At 33.9% G+C, this 16538-nt stretch carries 17 protein-coding genes; 3 read left to right on the forward strand and 14 right to left on the reverse strand.

Going from position 1 to position 16538, the window contains the following annotated elements; all coding sequences use genetic code 11:
• Nucleotides 1-83 precede the first annotated feature (83 nt).
• The 10 genes from OGZ34_RS13870 to OGZ34_RS13915 all read right to left on the reverse strand — a co-directional run bounded on the left by OGZ34_RS13870 (nucleotide 84) and on the right by OGZ34_RS13915 (nucleotide 11140).
• Nucleotides 84-830, reverse strand: a complete 747-nt coding sequence (locus OGZ34_RS13870) for an acyl-[acyl-carrier-protein] thioesterase (protein ID WP_263360574.1) — start codon at nucleotides 828-830, stop codon at nucleotides 84-86.
• 68 nt (nucleotides 831-898) lie between these two features.
• Entirely contained in the window at nucleotides 899-1819 is a 921-nt protein-coding gene (miaA, locus tag OGZ34_RS13875) for a tRNA (adenosine(37)-N6)-dimethylallyltransferase MiaA (protein ID WP_263360575.1), read from the reverse strand.
• 75 nt (nucleotides 1820-1894) lie between these two features.
• Entirely contained in the window at nucleotides 1895-2734 is an 840-nt protein-coding gene (locus OGZ34_RS13880) for an ion transporter (protein WP_263360576.1), read from the reverse strand.
• A 30-nt stretch (nucleotides 2735-2764) separates the two neighbouring features.
• A complete protein-coding gene (locus OGZ34_RS13885; protein ID WP_263360577.1) occupies nucleotides 2765-4126 on the reverse strand; it encodes an exonuclease domain-containing protein in 1362 nt (453 codons plus the stop codon).
• Between the two features lie 67 nt (nucleotides 4127-4193).
• Nucleotides 4194-4853, reverse strand: coding sequence for a YggS family pyridoxal phosphate-dependent enzyme (locus OGZ34_RS13890; RefSeq protein WP_263360578.1), 660 nt, complete (start codon nucleotides 4851-4853; stop codon nucleotides 4194-4196).
• Between the two features lie 11 nt (nucleotides 4854-4864).
• Nucleotides 4865-5758, reverse strand: a complete 894-nt coding sequence (locus tag OGZ34_RS13895) for a 3-hydroxyacyl-CoA dehydrogenase family protein (RefSeq protein WP_263360579.1) — start codon at nucleotides 5756-5758, stop codon at nucleotides 4865-4867.
• 89 nt (nucleotides 5759-5847) lie between these two features.
• Nucleotides 5848-6813: a Gfo/Idh/MocA family protein gene (locus tag OGZ34_RS13900; RefSeq protein WP_173967647.1), complete on the reverse strand. Its 966-nt coding sequence runs from the start codon at nucleotides 6811-6813 to the stop codon at nucleotides 5848-5850.
• A gap of 94 nt (nucleotides 6814-6907) precedes the next feature.
• Nucleotides 6908-7630, reverse strand: a complete 723-nt coding sequence (locus OGZ34_RS13905) for a LytR/AlgR family response regulator transcription factor (protein WP_263360580.1) — start codon at nucleotides 7628-7630, stop codon at nucleotides 6908-6910.
• Between the two features lie 2 nt (nucleotides 7631-7632).
• A complete protein-coding gene (locus OGZ34_RS13910; RefSeq protein WP_263360581.1) occupies nucleotides 7633-8706 on the reverse strand; it encodes a sensor histidine kinase in 1074 nt (357 codons plus the stop codon).
• A gap of 250 nt (nucleotides 8707-8956) precedes the next feature.
• On the reverse strand, nucleotides 8957-11140 hold the full coding sequence (locus OGZ34_RS13915; protein ID WP_263360582.1) for a prolyl oligopeptidase family serine peptidase: 2184 nt from the start codon (nucleotides 11138-11140) through the stop codon (nucleotides 8957-8959).
• A 618-nt stretch (nucleotides 11141-11758) separates the two neighbouring features.
• Between OGZ34_RS13915 and OGZ34_RS13920 the strand changes: the two genes are divergently transcribed.
• Nucleotides 11759-12400, forward strand: a complete 642-nt coding sequence (locus OGZ34_RS13920) for a protein-L-isoaspartate(D-aspartate) O-methyltransferase (RefSeq protein WP_017497113.1) — start codon at nucleotides 11759-11761, stop codon at nucleotides 12398-12400.
• A gap of 34 nt (nucleotides 12401-12434) precedes the next feature.
• On the opposite strand, the gene OGZ34_RS13925 is transcribed toward OGZ34_RS13920, so the two are convergent.
• The 3 genes from OGZ34_RS13925 to smpB form a co-directional block, all read right to left on the reverse strand.
• Nucleotides 12435-13484: a Fic family protein gene (locus tag OGZ34_RS13925; protein ID WP_263360583.1), complete on the reverse strand. Its 1050-nt coding sequence runs from the start codon at nucleotides 13482-13484 to the stop codon at nucleotides 12435-12437.
• A gap of 86 nt (nucleotides 13485-13570) precedes the next feature.
• A complete protein-coding gene (locus OGZ34_RS13930) occupies nucleotides 13571-14212 on the reverse strand; it encodes a hypothetical protein (protein WP_263360584.1) in 642 nt (213 codons plus the stop codon).
• Between the two features lie 84 nt (nucleotides 14213-14296).
• A complete protein-coding gene (gene smpB / locus OGZ34_RS13935; protein ID WP_017497111.1) occupies nucleotides 14297-14752 on the reverse strand; it encodes an SsrA-binding protein SmpB in 456 nt (151 codons plus the stop codon).
• 141 nt (nucleotides 14753-14893) lie between these two features.
• Here smpB and OGZ34_RS13940 point away from each other — a divergent pair, with 141 nt between their 5' ends.
• Together OGZ34_RS13940 and OGZ34_RS13945 are read left to right on the forward strand one after the other, a co-directional pair.
• A complete protein-coding gene (locus OGZ34_RS13940; protein ID WP_263360585.1) occupies nucleotides 14894-15532 on the forward strand; it encodes an outer membrane beta-barrel protein in 639 nt (212 codons plus the stop codon).
• 186 nt (nucleotides 15533-15718) lie between these two features.
• Nucleotides 15719-15946 carry a VF530 family protein gene (locus OGZ34_RS13945; RefSeq protein ID WP_263360586.1) on the forward strand — a complete coding sequence of 76 codons (228 nt, stop codon included), beginning with the start codon at nucleotides 15719-15721 and terminating at the stop codon, nucleotides 15944-15946.
• A gap of 1 nt (nucleotide 15947) precedes the next feature.
• On the opposite strand, the gene OGZ34_RS13950 is transcribed toward OGZ34_RS13945, so the two are convergent.
• Nucleotides 15948-16502, reverse strand: coding sequence for a DUF3575 domain-containing protein (locus OGZ34_RS13950; protein WP_263360587.1), 555 nt, complete (start codon nucleotides 16500-16502; stop codon nucleotides 15948-15950).
• Nucleotides 16503-16538: the final 36 nt, after the last annotated feature.

Here is a 16538-nt window from a genome sequence, read left to right on the forward strand (position 1 = left end):
GAGGCGATTATGCCTCGTTTCTTTTATCAGGAATTCGGGAAATCACCACGAATTTTAAACTTTTACATTTTTTTGGGAGTATCTTATTTCCAGTGTAACTCCAAAGCAAAACAAGTTTTCTCCTGTTTTGTAATGCTGAAAGTTGCCTTAGTGTGATTATCATCTTCGCTCTCATGGATGATGACTTTATCTTTTAGTGACAGTTCCTTCATAAAATTCATTTCAAAGCTTTTTACCTCCTGTTTAAGAATTCTTTTCTCCTCTACATGATCAAGGCACCATTCTAAATATTTGACGTTATTAACGTGATTTACAATGTCCAGATCCGAGAGGTAAACTGTTTTTTCAAAAACCGCTTCTTTTTCGTGGTTGATGTTTATTTTTGAAAAACCTTCAGTAGTAGCACGTTTTTCGGGGTATAATTCAAAATGTTGGTATGGTAAAGCCAAAGCTTCGGGACGTCGTAACTGTGTGTTAAAAACAGCCCAATACGTTTCGCAGCCTACTATTTTTTTTCCGTTTACATGCATCTCTAAAGCACGAACAGAACGAGAATTTTCTAAACTGTTGATCCATGTTTTTACCGTTACAACATCTTGCCATTTTGGTAAAGCAGTAATTTCAACGCGCATGCGGCTTAACACCCAGGCCTGATGAAACTCCTGCATGTCAAAAAAACTAATGCCTCCGGCTTCAGAATGCGCAGCAGCTGTCAATTGCAGAATATTACATAAGTCAGTATACTTTAGAAAACCATTTGGTGTGCATTGTGTAAAATTGATTTCCCAGTCTTTGCTTAAGACAGAAGTAAAATTTGGAGATATTGGCATTGCTGAATTTTAAATTTTAGATTAATTTAGAAAATAGAGTAAAGAGCAGAGAGTACAGAAAATGATTTTTACTTGAAAGAATTCTCTATATAATCTATAATTTCTTTTCTGTCTGTCGCGTAATCAAACCATTTAGTAGCTTCGTTTCGTTTGAACCAGGTCAGTTGTCTTTTAGAGAAACGTCTGGTATTTTTTTTGATTTCTTCGATGGCAAAAGGCAGCGAAAATTCTCCGTCAAAATAACTAAATAATTCTCTATAACCGACCGTTTGTAAAGCATTTAACGCTTTGTTGGGATATAGAGCCTTGGCCTCTTCCAATAATCCCTCATTCATCATCAGATCCACACGTTGATTGATACGGTCATAAATAACAGGTCTGTTGGCCTCTAAGCCAATTAAGATAGGAGTGAAGTTTCGGTTGTTTTTCTTCTGATTTAAAAAAGAAGAGTAGGGTTTTTGAGTTCCGATACACACTTCTGTAAAACGCATCATTCTTTGCGGATTTTGAAGTGTTTGTGGGTTTTCTATGGTTAGCTTCTGATAGTAAACGGGATCAAGATTTTTTAACTGATCCTGCAAATAAGTAATACCAAGCTTTTCGTAGTTGGCGTTTATTTCAGAACGTACTTCAGGATCAATTTCCGGAAATTCATCGAATCCTTTTAGAATGGCATCAACATATAGTCCTGAACCGCCAATTAGAATAGAGAAGTCATTCTTTACAAACAATTCTTCTAATTTTAAAAGCGCTTCTTTTTCGTAATCCCCAACAGTGTAATTTTCGAAAATAGATTTGTTCTGTATAAAATGATGTACGGCAGATTGCAGTTCTTCGGGAATTGGGACTGCCGTACCAATTGTCATTTCTTTAAAGAACTGACGACTGTCGCAAGAGATTATCTCACAATTGAAATGTTGTGCCAAAGCAATGCTCAAAGCTGTTTTGCCTATTGCTGTTGGTCCGACGATGGTAATTAGATATTTCATATTTGGGAGTCTTTACGGTTGCAAAAACCATAGACTTGTATGGATTAAAGTAAGGATTGTGAAGCTCTTTTTGAATTAATTATTAGGTAATTTTGTTCCGCATTCGAAACAATATTGAGCATGATCAAAATGTACCTGTGAGTTACACTTTTTGCAAGTTTTTTTGCTGCTTACGACACTGTTTTTTAGACTACTTTTTGCAAATTCAGCAGTCACGATTCCAGTTGGAACGGCTATAATTCCATAACCCAGAATCATAACAAAGGCGGCAATAAATTGTCCGAGAGGAGTCTGAGGGGAAATATCGCCATAACCCACTGTGGTTAAGGTAACAATTGTCCAGTAAATACTCATCGGGATACTTGTAAAGCCAGATTCTTTACCTTCGACCAAATACATGACAGAACCAATTATTATGGTGCTAATAAGGACAAAATAAATAAAAACGAGAATTTTTTCCTTGCTGGCTTCAATGGCTTCCCGAAGTTGAATAGACTGATGGGATATTTGCGGAATATGGAGGATTTTGAATAATCTGAAAAAACGCAGGGCTCTTATTATAGACAGTACACTTGCTCCTGGGAAAAATATGGATAGATACATAGGCAATACAGCCATCAGATCAATAATACCATAAAAACTAAAAACATATTTGATAGGTTTTTGAATTGAAATTATTCGCAGTACATATTCAATGGTAAAAAATACGGTGATGATCCATTCGCAAATGATAAGCTGAGCGTGGTATTTTTGATTGATTCCCTGAACGGTTTCCATCATAATCAAAATTACGCTTAGCAAAATTAATCCAAGAAGCACCAGATCAAACATTCTTCCCAAAAACGTATCCGTTCCATAAAGGATGATTTTGATTCTTTCCCGGAAGATGTCGTATTTGGATTTTGTTTTTTTCATCTCCACGAAGATAATGAAAGTTTAGCAGTGTTAAAAATGAAGAACCTTTATTGATTTACTCTTTCGGAGGTAACTTTGAATAATGTTTTTCACATCGCGATTATGCTGCATCGGAATTAAAATATTTTTTAGAATCTCGATGTTTGTAATCTGATAATTTAGATCGTAAAAGGCATATCCTTTATAAAGACCATTTTCAATTAAAATGGCGCTTCTTTCGTTGACATTTCGGCCTCTGTCCAGCAAAATCATGCTTTTATTTTCGAAACTGTTTTCTGCGATAAATTGTTGTACACGGCCATTGTAAATTTCAGGTGTTACTTCCTCAATACAGGCACCGTCACATTCTTTGATTTTATATTGAAAACACTCTTTTTTGGTTTGATAAAGTCCCGTTAGCTTTTGGCATAAATGGTATTTTGATGTAAATCTGAACAGAGCATTTTTACCTTCCTGCAAAGTACCAAATGAGGTAATTTCTTTTTTACGACCGTCTGCTTTTTCAAGCTTTAAATTGATATAGCCATTAGTGTCTTTCTCTGCATACAAAGCATATTGAAAGATGGTTTTTCGTTGTGAACGATTGTATCTTGGGCGATTTATTTTTATTTCTTCACTTTCTTTCAAAAGAGCAATTAATTCGCTTCCGGTTTCATCATAAGTTATGGTGAAAACTTCGGACTGAATTTTTTTACTTTTGGTAGTAATTCCTGTAAAATGCTGATTGACTCTTTTCTTTATATTTTGGCTTTTTCCAATATAGATAAGGGTTCCGCCTTCATTGTAAATATAATAGATACCAGTTTTTGCTGGCATCTGAGCAAGTATGTCCAGGAACTTTGGAGCAATTCCTTTTTCTACCTCCAGTTTTATAAAATCTTTTACAATGGTTTTTTCGAGATCTTTTTCTAGAAGCATCTTAAATAGCTTGGTTGTTGCCATTGCGTCTCCACTGGCACGATGTCTGTCTGCCATTGGAATCCCAAGTGCGCGCACCAATTTTCCTAAGCTATAAGAAGGTTGATCCGGAATTAATTTCTTAGCAAGTTCAACTGTACATAGTGTTTTGGCTTCGAAATTGTAGCCCAGTCGTCTGAATTCGGTACGTAGAATTCGGTAATCAAAAGAGGCATTGTGTGCTACAATAATGCAGTCTGTAGTGATTTCGATAATTCGTTTTGCAACTTCAAAAAATTTCGGAGCAGAACGCAACATAGCATTATTGATTCCGGTTAATTTCACCACGAAGGGCTGAATCGGAATTTCAGGGTTAACCAGACTAATGAATTGGTCAATTACCTCATGGCCATCAAATTTATAAATGGCGATTTCGGTAATTCCTTCCTCATTAAACTGACCTCCAGTGGTTTCTATGTCTAGTATTGCGTACAAATTAGTATTCAGTCTCAGTTTTTAGTAATCAGTTTATAATCTACAATTAACAATTAACAATTAGGGCTTATCTTCCGCCAAAAATACTGCTTCCAATGCGAACCATTGTACTGCCGCATTCAATTGCAAGTTGATAATCTCCGGACATTCCCATAGAGACAGTAGTCAGATTGCAGTTTTCTTTATTCAGTTCTTTTATGGAATCAAAAATAGATTTTAAATGTGTAAATTCCTTTTTAATTTGGTTTTGATCTTCTGTAAATGTTGCCATTCCCATTAATCCTAAGATACGAATGTTTTTCATTTCTTTGAATTCTGGTGAAGATAGTAATTCATTTAATTCGTTTTCGTCTAAGCCAAATTTAGACTCTTCTTCGGCAATATGTATTTGAAGCAGGCAATCAATAATTCGATCGTTTTTCAATGCTTGTTTATTGATTTCCTGCAACAGTTTTAAGCTGTCTACACCATGAATCAAACTTACAAAAGGTGCCATAAATTTGACTTTATTCGACTGTACATGACCAATCATGTGCCATTGAATGTCTTTAGGCATCTGTTCGTATTTGTCAACCATTTCCTGGATTTTGTTTTCTCCAAAAATACGCTGACCGGCATCATAAGCCTGCATTAAATCGGAAACAGGTTTTGTTTTAGAAACGGCAACTAAAGTTACGGTTTCGGGTAAACCTGTCTTGATTGTATTTAAATTCGATGCTATCGACATGGTATTTCTTTTTAGGAAAGTATAAATTGTTTAGAGATTTTCTCTGCTTTTTTACTTTCGCTATAATCGTAAAAACCTTCACCTGATTTTACACCTAACTTTCCGGCTCTCACCATATTCACCAATAGAGGGCAAGGAGCGTATTTTGGATTTTTGAAACCGTCGTACATTACATTTAAAATAGCAAGACAAACATCAAGACCAATAAAATCAGCCAATTGAAGAGGTCCCATAGGGTGTCCCATTCCTAACTTCATTACAGTATCAATTTCGTAAACTCCCGCAACTTTGTTGTACAAGGTTTCGATCGCTTCGTTAAGCATAGGCATTAAAATTCGGTTTGCTACAAAACCAGGGTAATCATTTACTTCAACTGGAACTTTACCTAATTTTACAGATAAGTCCATGATGGTTTTGGTAACTTCATCGCTGGTATTGTATCCGCGAATGATTTCTACTAATTTCATGATAGGCACCGGATTCATAAAGTGCATACCAATAACTCTTTCAGGATGTGCTACAACAGCTCCAATTTGAGTAATAGAAATTGAAGAAGTATTGGTCGCCAGAATAGTATTATGAGAACAAGCTTCGTTTAATTGTTTAAAAATATTAAGTTTTAACTCTACATTTTCAGTAGCAGCTTCAACTACTAAATCCACACCAACAACGCCGTCTTTAATATCAGTATACGTAATAATATTAGTGATCGTTTTGGTAACTTCTTCCTGAGTGATGGTTCCTTTAGAAAGCATTCGATCTAAATTGGCAGCAATAGTCGCCATTCCTTTGTCTAATGATTTTTCTGAAACGTCAATTAGTTTTACAGTAAAACCACTTTGTGCAAATGTATGAGCAATTCCGTTACCCATTGTTCCTGCACCAATTACAGCTATAGTCTTCATTTAAATTTGATGTTATATTTATGATTTTAGCCACGAGTTCGCAAATTAATTGATGAACTCGTGGCTAATTTATTTTTAAAAGTTTTCAATTATTTATCGAAACAATCAATAATCTGATAGGCCACTCTCAATGCATCTGTTGCCTGTTCCAGGGTTACAACTGGTGTCGTATCTGTGTTTATAGCATTGGCAAATGATTCCAGCTCATCGAGGATTGCGTTGTTTTGCTCGACATCAGGATTTGTAAAATAGATTTGTTTTTTTACACCTTCTGCATTTTGCAAAATCATATCAAAGTCACCCGGAATTTCCGGAGCGTCTTTCATACGAACGACTTCGCATTTTTTCTCCAGAAAATCCACAGAAATGTAGGCATCTTTTTGAAAAAATCTCGTTTTACGCATATTTTTCATTGAAATTCTGCTCGCCGTCAAATTGGCTACACATCCATTTTCGAATTCAATTCTCGCATTGGCAATGTCCGGAGTTTCACTAATTACAGAAACACCGCTTGCATTGATGTTTTTTACTTTTGAATTCACAACGCTTAAAATGGCATCAATATCATGTATCATTAAATCGAGAACTACAGGAACATCTGTACCACGCGGATTAAATTCAGCCAAACGATGTGTTTCTATAAACATTGGATTTTCAATCATGTTTTTTGTAGCAATAAACGCAGGGTTGAAGCGTTCAACATGACCTACCTGACCTTTTACATTGTGTTCTTTGGCTAAAGCAATAATTTCTTCGGCTTCTTCAACAGTATTGGCAATAGGTTTCTCTATAAAGATATGTTTTCCGGATTTGATGGCTACCTTAGCACATTTATAGTGTGAAAGAGTTGGGGTTACGATATCGATAACATCCACAGCGTGGATTAATTTTGCAATGGTGTTGAAGTTTTTATAGCCAAACTCTTTCGAGATTCTTTCGGCATTTTCCTGATTTTCGTCGTAAAATCCAACTAATTCGTATTGGTCAGATTGTTGTAATAAGCGTAAATGTATTTTACCAAGATGACCTGCACCTAAAACTCCTACTTTTAACATGAGAATGTATTTTAAACAAAAATATAATTTATTTGTTGAAAGTAAAAGTTTAGTTATGACAAAGTCGAAATTATTTGAACAATTTTAAATGTATTTACATACTTAACTTCTCTTTAAAGTTATTGGTTTGTCTTCGTGATATTTCGACTTTTACTTCTTTTGGAAGCTGTACGAGCAAGTTACCACTAAACCAAGGGTCTATTTTGAGTATATATTCTATATTGATAATTTGGTTTCGATTGGCCCGGAAGAAATAATCATCAGGAAGTTTTTCTTCAATGTTGTTTAATGATTTATTAAGTACAGCTTTTTCATCCTGAAAGAATATTTTGGTGTAATTGCCATCAACTTCAAACAGAAAGATATCGGCAATTTTTACGAGCCAGCATTTTTCGCCATCGCGAATAAAAATCTGATTGTTTAGCGTCAGTTTTTTACTGTTTTTTTCTTCTTTTTCAATTAGATTTTGACTTGCTTTTTCGATTGAATGAGCAAATCTTTTTGGATTTATCGGTTTTAGTAAATAATCTAAGGCGTTGTATTCGAAAGATTTAATGGCGTATTCGTCAAATGCTGTTGTGAAAATTGTAATAGGAACTTTGTCTAGCATTTCTAACAGCTCAAAACCGTCTTTTTCGGGCATATTGATATCCAGAAAAAGTAGATCCGGTTGGGTTTCCTGTATTAATTTAAAGCCCGAATCTACATTTTCTGCTTCTCCGATAATTTCAATTTCAGGATGATTTTTAATTAATTCTTTAAGCTCATTTCTGGCCAGACGGGAATCTTCAACAATAACAGCTTTTATTTTTTTCATACTTAAAGTATTGGGATAATTATTTTTGCAATTACTTTATTTTCTATTTCCTGCAATTTAAAACTAGCTTTTTCACCATAGATTAAATACAATCTTTTTTCGATATTTTTAATTCCTAATTGTGTAGAATCTTTTTCAATGGTAAGCATTCCAGTATTCGAAACCAGAATGGTTAAATTGTTATTTTCCAGGTTGGTTTCTAATGATATTTGCCCTCCGTCTTTTAATTTTGCAATTCCATGTTTAACCGCATTTTCGATCAGCATTTGGATGATCATAGGAGGGATTTGCAGCTTTAAAGTGTTTTGGTCTATTTGAGAAATAAAATTCAAACGTTCTTCCATTTGAATTTTTGAAATTTCAATGAAGTTTTCTACCATTTCAATTTCTTCTTCCAACGCAATTGTTGTAATCTCGTTTTTGGTCAGGGAATACCGAAGCATTTCGGACAATCGGGTTATCATTTCTCTCGATTTTTCAGGGTTTTCCAGAATTAATCCGCGAATATTATTTAAACTGTTAAACATAAAATGGGGATTGATTTGCCCCTTTAAAGCATTCAGTTGAGAATCTTTTAAAGTGTTTTCAATTTCCATTCGGTCCATTTTATTATTCTTGATTTGCAGGGTTGTTCTGTAAATGGTATAAATAACTATCCAAAGAAAGAAAAGAAATCCCATCACAAAAATAAAGGCGATTTGGTTTTTTTGAGATTGAGATGGATGGTCAAGAACTTCAGGTCTTTGATAAACATAATGAAGCATTAGATAATTGTAAGCCATTAGCACCCCATAATAAAAAAGTGCCGCTGCGAAAATTAAAAATAGCATTTTAATAATCTCCCAAAGTTTAAAATCATCCAGTTTTATGTATGGGTCATATAAATATTTTAAACTTATTGAGAGTAAAGTAAGCAGGCAGACACTAAAAAAATAGTCCAGTAAAAGTTGCCAATTTTTATATCCTAAAAAATTTAGTTCCGGAATGATAATCTGAGGAATAAAAATTATTCCTGAATAGATAGTCCATATGATGATCTGAACTAAAATGAAAACGTGATTCTTTTTTTGAAACATTTTAATAAGTTATTTTGTCTTCAGCGGTGCGTGATACCCATAATACATTCCTGCGATAAAAGCGCCTACAAAGAGCAGGCAGATTACAACAATTATAGTCATTAGAATTTTTGCGGTTAATTTCATTAAGATAAAATTTTAAATAACAAATGGCTTATTTCAATAGTCAAAGCTATAATTATTTTGATCATAATTTTAAGTTTTAAAAACTTTGGCAGTGTCAACATTGCCAAAGTTACATTTTAAATAATTAATTTTTAGGTTGAAAATCAGGGTGGCCTACTTGCCATAGTGCAAAGCTTAAAACATCAGCAACTTCTTCATAGGATTTTGCTTTTGAAGCTCCGCCAAAATGACCTGCTTCATAATCGACTTTTAATAAAGTTGGTTTTTTAGACGCATTTACCTCAAGCAATCTAGCGGCAAATTTAGCAGGAGACCAAACAATGATTCTAGGGTCGTTGAATCCTGCAGTTGTTAAGGTTGCGGGATAGTTAACACCTTCTTTAAGTTGTAAATAAGAATCCATTTCTATGAGAGCTTTGGCTTCATCTTCTATTTTTACGGTTCCAAATTCAGGTGTATTTGCAGGTCCGTTTGGTGCATTTTCACCTCTAACGGTATTCATGCTTCCTACTCCGGGAATGGCTACTGCATATAAATCGGGTCTTTCGGTAATGGCTCTTCCTACTAGAATTCCCCCGGCGCTTCTGCTGTAGATTGCCGTTTTTGCCGGATTTGTATATCCTTCCTTAATCATATATTCGGTGCAGGCAATTACGTCTTTCCAGGTATTTTGTTTTTTACTTTTTTGACCATCCAGATGCCATTTTTCGCCTAATTCTCCACCACCTCTTACGTGAGCAACAGCAAGTATTCCGCCTCTTTCTACCCATAAAAGTAAACTTGGATTAAAACTAGGAGACATAGACATTCCGTAGGCACCGTAACCATAGAATAAAACAGGGTTCTTTGAATCTTTTTTAATTCCTTTTTTATAAATAATGGATAGTGGAACTTCGACACCATCATACGATTTTACCATTAATTCTTCAATTTCAAAATTTTCAAATTCTGGATATTCAGTAATCGTAGAGAGCTCTTCTCTGATAAAATTGTTTTTCTTTACATCGTATTTATAGCGTTCTCCTTTGGTTGTCCAACCCGTTGTTCGAACCCATAAGTCTGAAAATTTGCTTCCTCTTGAAGTTAGAACAATGGTAGCAGATTTTTTTGGTGTTTTAATTTCCTTGTGGTTTTTTCCTTCAAAATCAGTGAAGAATAATTTACTTTCGATTCCGTTTTTTGTTTTGGTATAAAAAATCCCGTCTTTGGTAATCGTAATAGGGTTCAAGTTGGCTTCTTTGTCCTCAGGGATCACCAGTGTCGCAGTTGCTAAATTTGGATTAGCCATACTGGTTTTTGTTACTTTAAATTTTGGAGCATTCAAACTCGTGAAAAAATAAATGTCTTTATCGCTGAAAGAAAAGTTTTTAATTTCATCTTTTCTGTCCGTCAGTAATTTCCAGCTAATTTTGGCATTATTCAAATCAGAACCTTTGGCAATAAACATTTTCATGTTCGGATTTACAGAATATGGCATCAGAAAAAGGATCTTACTGTCTACATCATAACCCATAAAAGGAATTTCTTCCTCTGCAATTTTTAATTCAGGATACATGGCCTTCGAAAAAATTACTTTATCCTGTGCTACATCATGTCCTACAACGTGCAATTTGGTTACAATATTCAATTGTGCTTTTGCATCATGGATATCGGCTGTTGGTGACTGTGCGTACAAAAACGATTTGTCATCGTTTAACCAGTTGGCATTTCCGAATCTTAACTTATCGATTTTATCAGCTAAAATTTTATTGTCAGCTACATTTATTAAAAGCATTTCGCTCATTTCGCCGCCATTTTTAGAAATATTTACGGCAATTAGTTTTCCGCTTTTATTTGGAGAAAAAGAGCTAATAGTAAAGATATCTTTTGCTTCGCCTTTTAGGGTTTGTGGGTCAAAGATTAAAGTTTCTTTTCCTTTTAAGCCAGCTCTTTTATACAGTTTTGCAACCTGATCTTTTGGAGTTGTTTTTTGATAAAAGTAAGTACCGTCTTCCATAATTTGTGTTCCACTGATTGCTTCAGTGACTCTGTCATTTATAGAAGTTAATTCATCAATAAGCGTTTGTTTTCCCGGAATTGAGTTTAAAATATTGTTAGTGTAATCTGCCTGAGCCTTTAACCAGCTTAATGTTTGTTCATTTTTTAAATCCTCAAGGTTTCTGTATTTGTCTTCCACTGTAATTCCAAAATAAGTATCTGTAGCGGGAACAGAGGGTGCTTTTTCGGGTTTGTTTTGTGCAAATAAATTTCCTGTAGAAATAATTCCAAGAGATAGAAAAGCGACCTTTTTAAATGTATTGGTTTTCATGATTAATGTTTTTTGATTGAGGATTAGATTAATTGAATACGATTACGGTGATAAATTTATAAAGCGCAAATCCGATTATAAATCCTACTATAAATGACTTAGTAATTTTGTAAACATTTACTTCTTTTTTAGTTTCCATGATTTTTAGGTTTAATGATTTGTTAATTGTAATAATTGATTGATTGATTGATTGATTGATTGATTGATTGATTGATTGATTGATTGATTGATTGATTGATTGATTGATTGATTGATTGATTGATTGATTGATTGATTGATTGATTTTTTACAAGTGAATTAAAAAACTAATGATATTGGTAATAAGTCCGATTGCGAAACCAACAGCTAATGGCTTTAAAGCTTCGGTCGGAGTTTTAAAATTTATTGTGTTCATAATTTTGGTTTTTAAATTATTATTTCCTGTTTGATGTTTCAAAAGTAGCAACACATCAGCTGAAAATTTAAAAAAAAATGACGAACGGTTGATACAAGCATTTGAATGGTAAATGGTTCGCATTACATTAAATTAAAAGAAGTTTCTGGGTTGAAAACATTCTGCGCGAAAGCATTTAAAATTGATTTACTTTCCTATTTTTGCAAAAATAAAACCAATCCATTTTGAAAGATACTGCCAAACATCAAGGACTTCGCAATCAATTAGTAAGCACTTTAGAGCAAAAAGGAATTACTGATAAAGCGGTTTTGGATGCGATAAAAAAAATCCCGAGACACCTATTTTTAAATTCAAGTTTTGAAGATTATGCGTATCAGGATAAGGCATTTCCTATAGGAGCGGGGCAAACGATTTCTCAGCCTTACACAGTTGCATTTCAATCACAATTATTAGAGGTTAAAAAAGATCACAAGATTTTGGAAATTGGTACAGGATCAGGGTACCAAACAGCGGTTCTGTTTATGTTGGGAGCAAAAGTGTATAGTGTGGAAAGACAAAGTGAGTTGTTTAGAACAACATCTAATTTATTTCCGAAATTAAACATTCGCCCAAAGCACTTGTCTTTCGGAGATGGATATAAAGGACTACCAAGTTATGCACCCTTTGATAGTATTATTGTTACCGCCGGAGCTCCATTTATTCCGCAGCCTTTAATGGCACAGCTTAAAATAGGAGGAAGGTTGGTTATTCCGTTAGGAGAAGATGTTCAGATTATGACTTTATTAATTCGAAAGAACGAAACACAATTTGAAAAACATGAGTTTGGAGAATTTCGATTTGTTCCTTTGTTAGAAGATAAAAATTAATACGAGAGCCCGCTGTAGATAGCGGGCTCTTATTTTATTGGCCAATAATACTAATATAACGCTCCAGACTTTCTTTTTCGATTTTGGCGATAAAGAATAAAAAATCTTCTTTGTCTTTTTTTGTTTGAGCGGTTTCTAAGGCTTGGTAATACTGCATTCTATTTTCGTAATCTCCTTTTATATTGGCGATCAGATAGCCTTTTTGCATTAAAATTAAATTCATGACTAATCTGGAGGTTCTACCGTTTCCATCAATAAAAGGGTGAATTGTAATTAATCTTTCGTGCATTTCGGCCGCAAGAATAACAGGATGTAATTTATTTTTGTTGATTTCATACCAAATAAAATACTCTTCCATTTCCTTTGCAACTAAAAAAGGCTGTGGAGGCATGTGACTGCTTCCCTGAATCATGATCTGTACTTTTCGATAACGGCCTGCATCTTCAGGAATTATACCTCTTAAAATTAAATTATGGATAGATAAAAGATCGCGTTCATTTAAGCTGTTGTTTTTTTGCATTAAATCTTTTATAAAACCTATCGCTTCCTGATGATTAATGGTTTCAAGATGTTCTCTCATACTTTTTCCTGAAATGGTCAAACCTTCGTTGATTACCATGTCGGTCTCGCGAAGCGTCATGGTATTTCCTTCAATTCGATTGCTTTCAAAAGTATATTCGAGTTCAAGTGCCTGACTGATTTTATAGCTATCAAACTGTCTGTAAGTATCCAGTTTTTCTTTTAAAACATCTATTTCACTAAGGATTTTTTCTAAAGTGGTTGATAATTTTAATTTGGAGACTGTTTTATTGTATTTGATTTCTTTCTCTGCAACTTCAAGCGCTTTTAAAGCAAATTCATCATCACCAATTTCATGTAGAATTTTTTCTTTTAGCCATGCGATCATTAAAGTCTCATAGTCTATTCCTAGGAGTTGAGATAGCTTAACAATTTGATCTTTGGTTGGTTTTCGCGAACCGCTTTCAAATTTGCTTATTAAAGCTTGATCGATGCCAAGTAGTTGTGCTACTTCGCGGGTTTTTAGACCTTTTTGTTCTCTTGCATTTTTAAGGAGCGATCTCATTTCTATTTTATTTAAATTGTCTTGACAAATTTAGTCATAAATTTTGGTAGAAAAAGGTAATATTTAGAATATAGCTTTTTAAAATACTATTTAGGAGGAAGTGAGCCGTCTTTTCTCATTTCTTTTACAACAGTTTGCATAATTGCATCAACTGTTTGGCCAAGATCTGTAACATATTCGGATTTGGTAGTTCCTGTCCAGATCAGTTTATTGTCCTTTAATGAAAAAACATTGGTTTCTACCATATAAGCAGTGGTTTCCTGATAATATCCGGGATCATAGAAATAGGGCGAGTACATTCCGTACCAGTTTCCAAAGCCATAACCATACATTCCGCTGTATAAACCATCGAATCCACCGTAGTACATTCCTGTATAAGTTCCGGGAACATAATTGGTTTCTTTTTCTTTGCTTACTAGTCGCATTGTGATAACGCCATCAAAATTTTCGTCCTGCAAAATTTTTAATTTCTGCTCTTTGGTTAGTTGTGTGGTAGTTTCGTTTAAATATTGGTAAGAAGTTTTGAAAATAGGATTACCAGTGGCAATTCTATTTTCGACGGTTCTTCTTGAAGCCTCATCTTTTACTAAAGCGACAACTAAAACTTTTTTAAAATGCTCCTGAGCTACGGTTATATTTGGGTCTCTCCAACTGCTAACAATAGATGTATTGCTGCCACAACTTGAAAATATCGCAACAGTCATGAATAAAATTAAGTACTTTTTCATATTCTAAGGTTAAATTGTTTGTAGTAAAAATAACGATAAAATATAAATAAACATCTCTTTATGAGTGATTTGGAAAGATGTTTTTTAGTTGTATGCTTTTTTTATCCGATCTAAATCGCGTTTGGTATCCTGTTCTTTCAGAGATTCGCGTTTGTCGTAGTTTTTCTTTCCTTTACAAAGGCCTATTTGAAGTTTTGCAAGTCCTTTTTCGTTGGTGAATAATTTCAACGGAACAATAGTAAGTCCTTTGGCCTGAACATTTTTATGCAATGTTTTAAGCTCCTTTTTATTTAAAAGTAATTTTCTCTCACTTCTGGATTTGTGATTGAATTGATTACCAAAAGAATACTCTTCAATATAAGTATTGATGGCAAAGAGCTCCATATTGTTAAATTCGCAGAAGCTTTCGGTAATATTTGCTTTACCCAGGCGTATAGATTTGATCTCGGTTCCTGATAAAACAATTCCGGCAGTATAAGTATCGATTATCTCATAATCAAACCGGGCTCTTTTATTAAGTATATTGACTGTTTTTAACATAGTGTACAAATGTAAAACAAAAATGAAAAACTTTAATAGAATCTGAAAGAATTAAACTTTTTTTTTAATCTATGATTTTAATCATATTTAAAGAAAAAGCTTACATATAAGTTTGTCAAATAATTTAAAACAAACTAAAACATGAAAAAGATTTTAACACTAGTAAGTATTGCATTTATTGGCTTAACAGCAAAAGCTCAGGATACAAACCAGGGTTTAAAAGGAACCTGGTTTGCAACATCGCAATTTGGTTACCAACAAACTAAAACAGGAGATGTTAAAAGCACAAACCTAACTGTATTGCCAGTTGTTGGAACATTTGTAACGCCTTCTGTTGTATTAGGAGTGGGATTTGGTATTGTTAACATAAAAGCTGAGGAAAAAGCCGGAACCGTAGCAAAAGCAGATTTGCTTGTTATTCAGCCATTAGCCAGAAAATATTGGAATGTGGCGAGTTCGTTGTATTTCTTCGGACAGTTGGCAGCTCCTATTATTACAGGAAAAGAGAAGGAAAGTGATTTAAAGATTAGTCAATACGGGCTATCAGTTTCAGGTGGATTTGATTATTTTATTAGTAAAAATTTCTCAGTTGAGTTCTCTTATAATCTGGCAAACTTTACATCTACCACATTAGATCCAAAAAATGGAGAGAAAACCACAGTAACTAATTTTGGACTGGCTCATGTCGCAAATGTTGAGCCTTTTTACAATACAGCTTTAGGTGGAAGTGCACCAAATTTGACTTCTCCACTTTCTTTCGGATTTAAATTTTTATTTTAAACATCATAAGGAACTTTTATTTGCGCAAAGCTCATAAAATTTAATATTAAAGGATTTTGCTTTGTGTTTTTTATTTGTGTTCTCTATAGTTAGAATAGTTGTAGTTTAATTTACTAGTTTTGTAAAAAAAAAAGACCGTGCTTTTTAAAGTACGGTCTTTTAGTATAATTATTTTAAAAATATAAAATGCAAAATCAATCGAAAGATCCTTTACATGGTATAACCCTTCAGAAAATAGTGGAAGCATTGGTAGAGCACTATGGCTTTGATACTTTGGCAGAATTAATTCCAATAAAGTGTTTTATTTCAAATCCAAGTGTAAAATCAAGCTTGACTTTTTTAAGAAAAACCGATTGGGCACGTAAAAAAGTAGAAGATTTATACATAAAATCACTGCCTAAATTGGCGAAGTAATTTATAATTTATAAGAAATCATAACGCCTCCGCGGTAGGGAAGCCATTCACCACTTTTGTTCCAGTTTTCTGCTTTTTCGTATCTACCAGGAGTTCCGTCATTGTAATAACCATGATAAAAACCTTGATGCCAGCCACCTCCAGCAAAAATATCCAATAAAAATTTATCGCTTAATTTGATATTGTATCCAACAGTAACTCCTAAGCGATAACCAAAACCGTGTTCGTACATGTTAGTGTCCCAGTAGTTCCATTTTTGAATTTTGTAAAGATCTGGTCCTGCGTGACCACCTACATAAAAACCATTATAATTTTCTTTAAAATGGTAACGAAGTTCAGGTGTTAGTGTATAAAATTTCATTGGATTCTTTCCATCGAAAGACTCCCAAAATGACGCCATTACGTCAACACTAAAAGTTAGATTTTTTCCGATACTGGTTTCAATTCCAACATTTGGTACAGCTAATAAAGCGGTAGCAGCATTGAATTTAATAAAAGTCTGGCTTTGAGATTGAACCGAAAAAAAAAGAACAAGGGCAATAAAAAATTTTTTCATAAAATAGGCTTTCGTGATGTCGAAATAAGCTCTTTT

Source organism: Flavobacterium collinsii, from assembly GCF_946903285.1.
In the GTDB taxonomy this organism is placed as follows: Bacteria; Bacteroidota; Bacteroidia; order Flavobacteriales; family Flavobacteriaceae; genus Flavobacterium; species Flavobacterium collinsii.

What these genes read in the sequence shown, in the direction of transcription:
- smpB (WP_017497111.1), bottom strand. Translation starts at nt 14,752, where the DNA reads ATGTTAAAAACAGTCAATATACTTAATAAAAGAGCCCGGTTTGATTAT.
- OGZ34_RS13940 (WP_263360585.1), top strand. Translation starts at nt 14,894, where the DNA reads ATGAAAAAGATTTTAACACTAGTAAGTATTGCATTTATTGGCTTAACA.
- OGZ34_RS13870 (WP_263360574.1), bottom strand. Translation starts at nt 830, where the DNA reads ATGCCAATATCTCCAAATTTTACTTCTGTCTTAAGCAAAGACTGGGAA.
- OGZ34_RS13890 (WP_263360578.1), bottom strand. Translation starts at nt 4,853, where the DNA reads ATGTCGATAGCATCGAATTTAAATACAATCAAGACAGGTTTACCCGAA.
- OGZ34_RS13915 (WP_263360582.1), bottom strand. Translation starts at nt 11,140, where the DNA reads ATGAAAACCAATACATTTAAAAAGGTCGCTTTTCTATCTCTTGGAATT.
- OGZ34_RS13945 (WP_263360586.1), top strand. Translation starts at nt 15,719, where the DNA reads ATGCAAAATCAATCGAAAGATCCTTTACATGGTATAACCCTTCAGAAA.
- OGZ34_RS13910 (WP_263360581.1), bottom strand. Translation starts at nt 8,706, where the DNA reads ATGTTTCAAAAAAAGAATCACGTTTTCATTTTAGTTCAGATCATCATA.
- miaA (WP_263360575.1), bottom strand. Translation starts at nt 1,819, where the DNA reads ATGAAATATCTAATTACCATCGTCGGACCAACAGCAATAGGCAAAACA.
- OGZ34_RS13930 (WP_263360584.1), bottom strand. Translation starts at nt 14,212, where the DNA reads ATGAAAAAGTACTTAATTTTATTCATGACTGTTGCGATATTTTCAAGT.
- OGZ34_RS13950 (WP_263360587.1), bottom strand. Translation starts at nt 16,502, where the DNA reads ATGAAAAAATTTTTTATTGCCCTTGTTCTTTTTTTTTCGGTTCAATCT.
- OGZ34_RS13895 (WP_263360579.1), bottom strand. Translation starts at nt 5,758, where the DNA reads ATGAAGACTATAGCTGTAATTGGTGCAGGAACAATGGGTAACGGAATT.
- OGZ34_RS13900 (WP_173967647.1), bottom strand. Translation starts at nt 6,813, where the DNA reads ATGTTAAAAGTAGGAGTTTTAGGTGCAGGTCATCTTGGTAAAATACAT.
- OGZ34_RS13905 (WP_263360580.1), bottom strand. Translation starts at nt 7,630, where the DNA reads ATGAAAAAAATAAAAGCTGTTATTGTTGAAGATTCCCGTCTGGCCAGA.
- OGZ34_RS13925 (WP_263360583.1), bottom strand. Translation starts at nt 13,484, where the DNA reads ATGAGATCGCTCCTTAAAAATGCAAGAGAACAAAAAGGTCTAAAAACC.
- OGZ34_RS13880 (WP_263360576.1), bottom strand. Translation starts at nt 2,734, where the DNA reads ATGAAAAAAACAAAATCCAAATACGACATCTTCCGGGAAAGAATCAAA.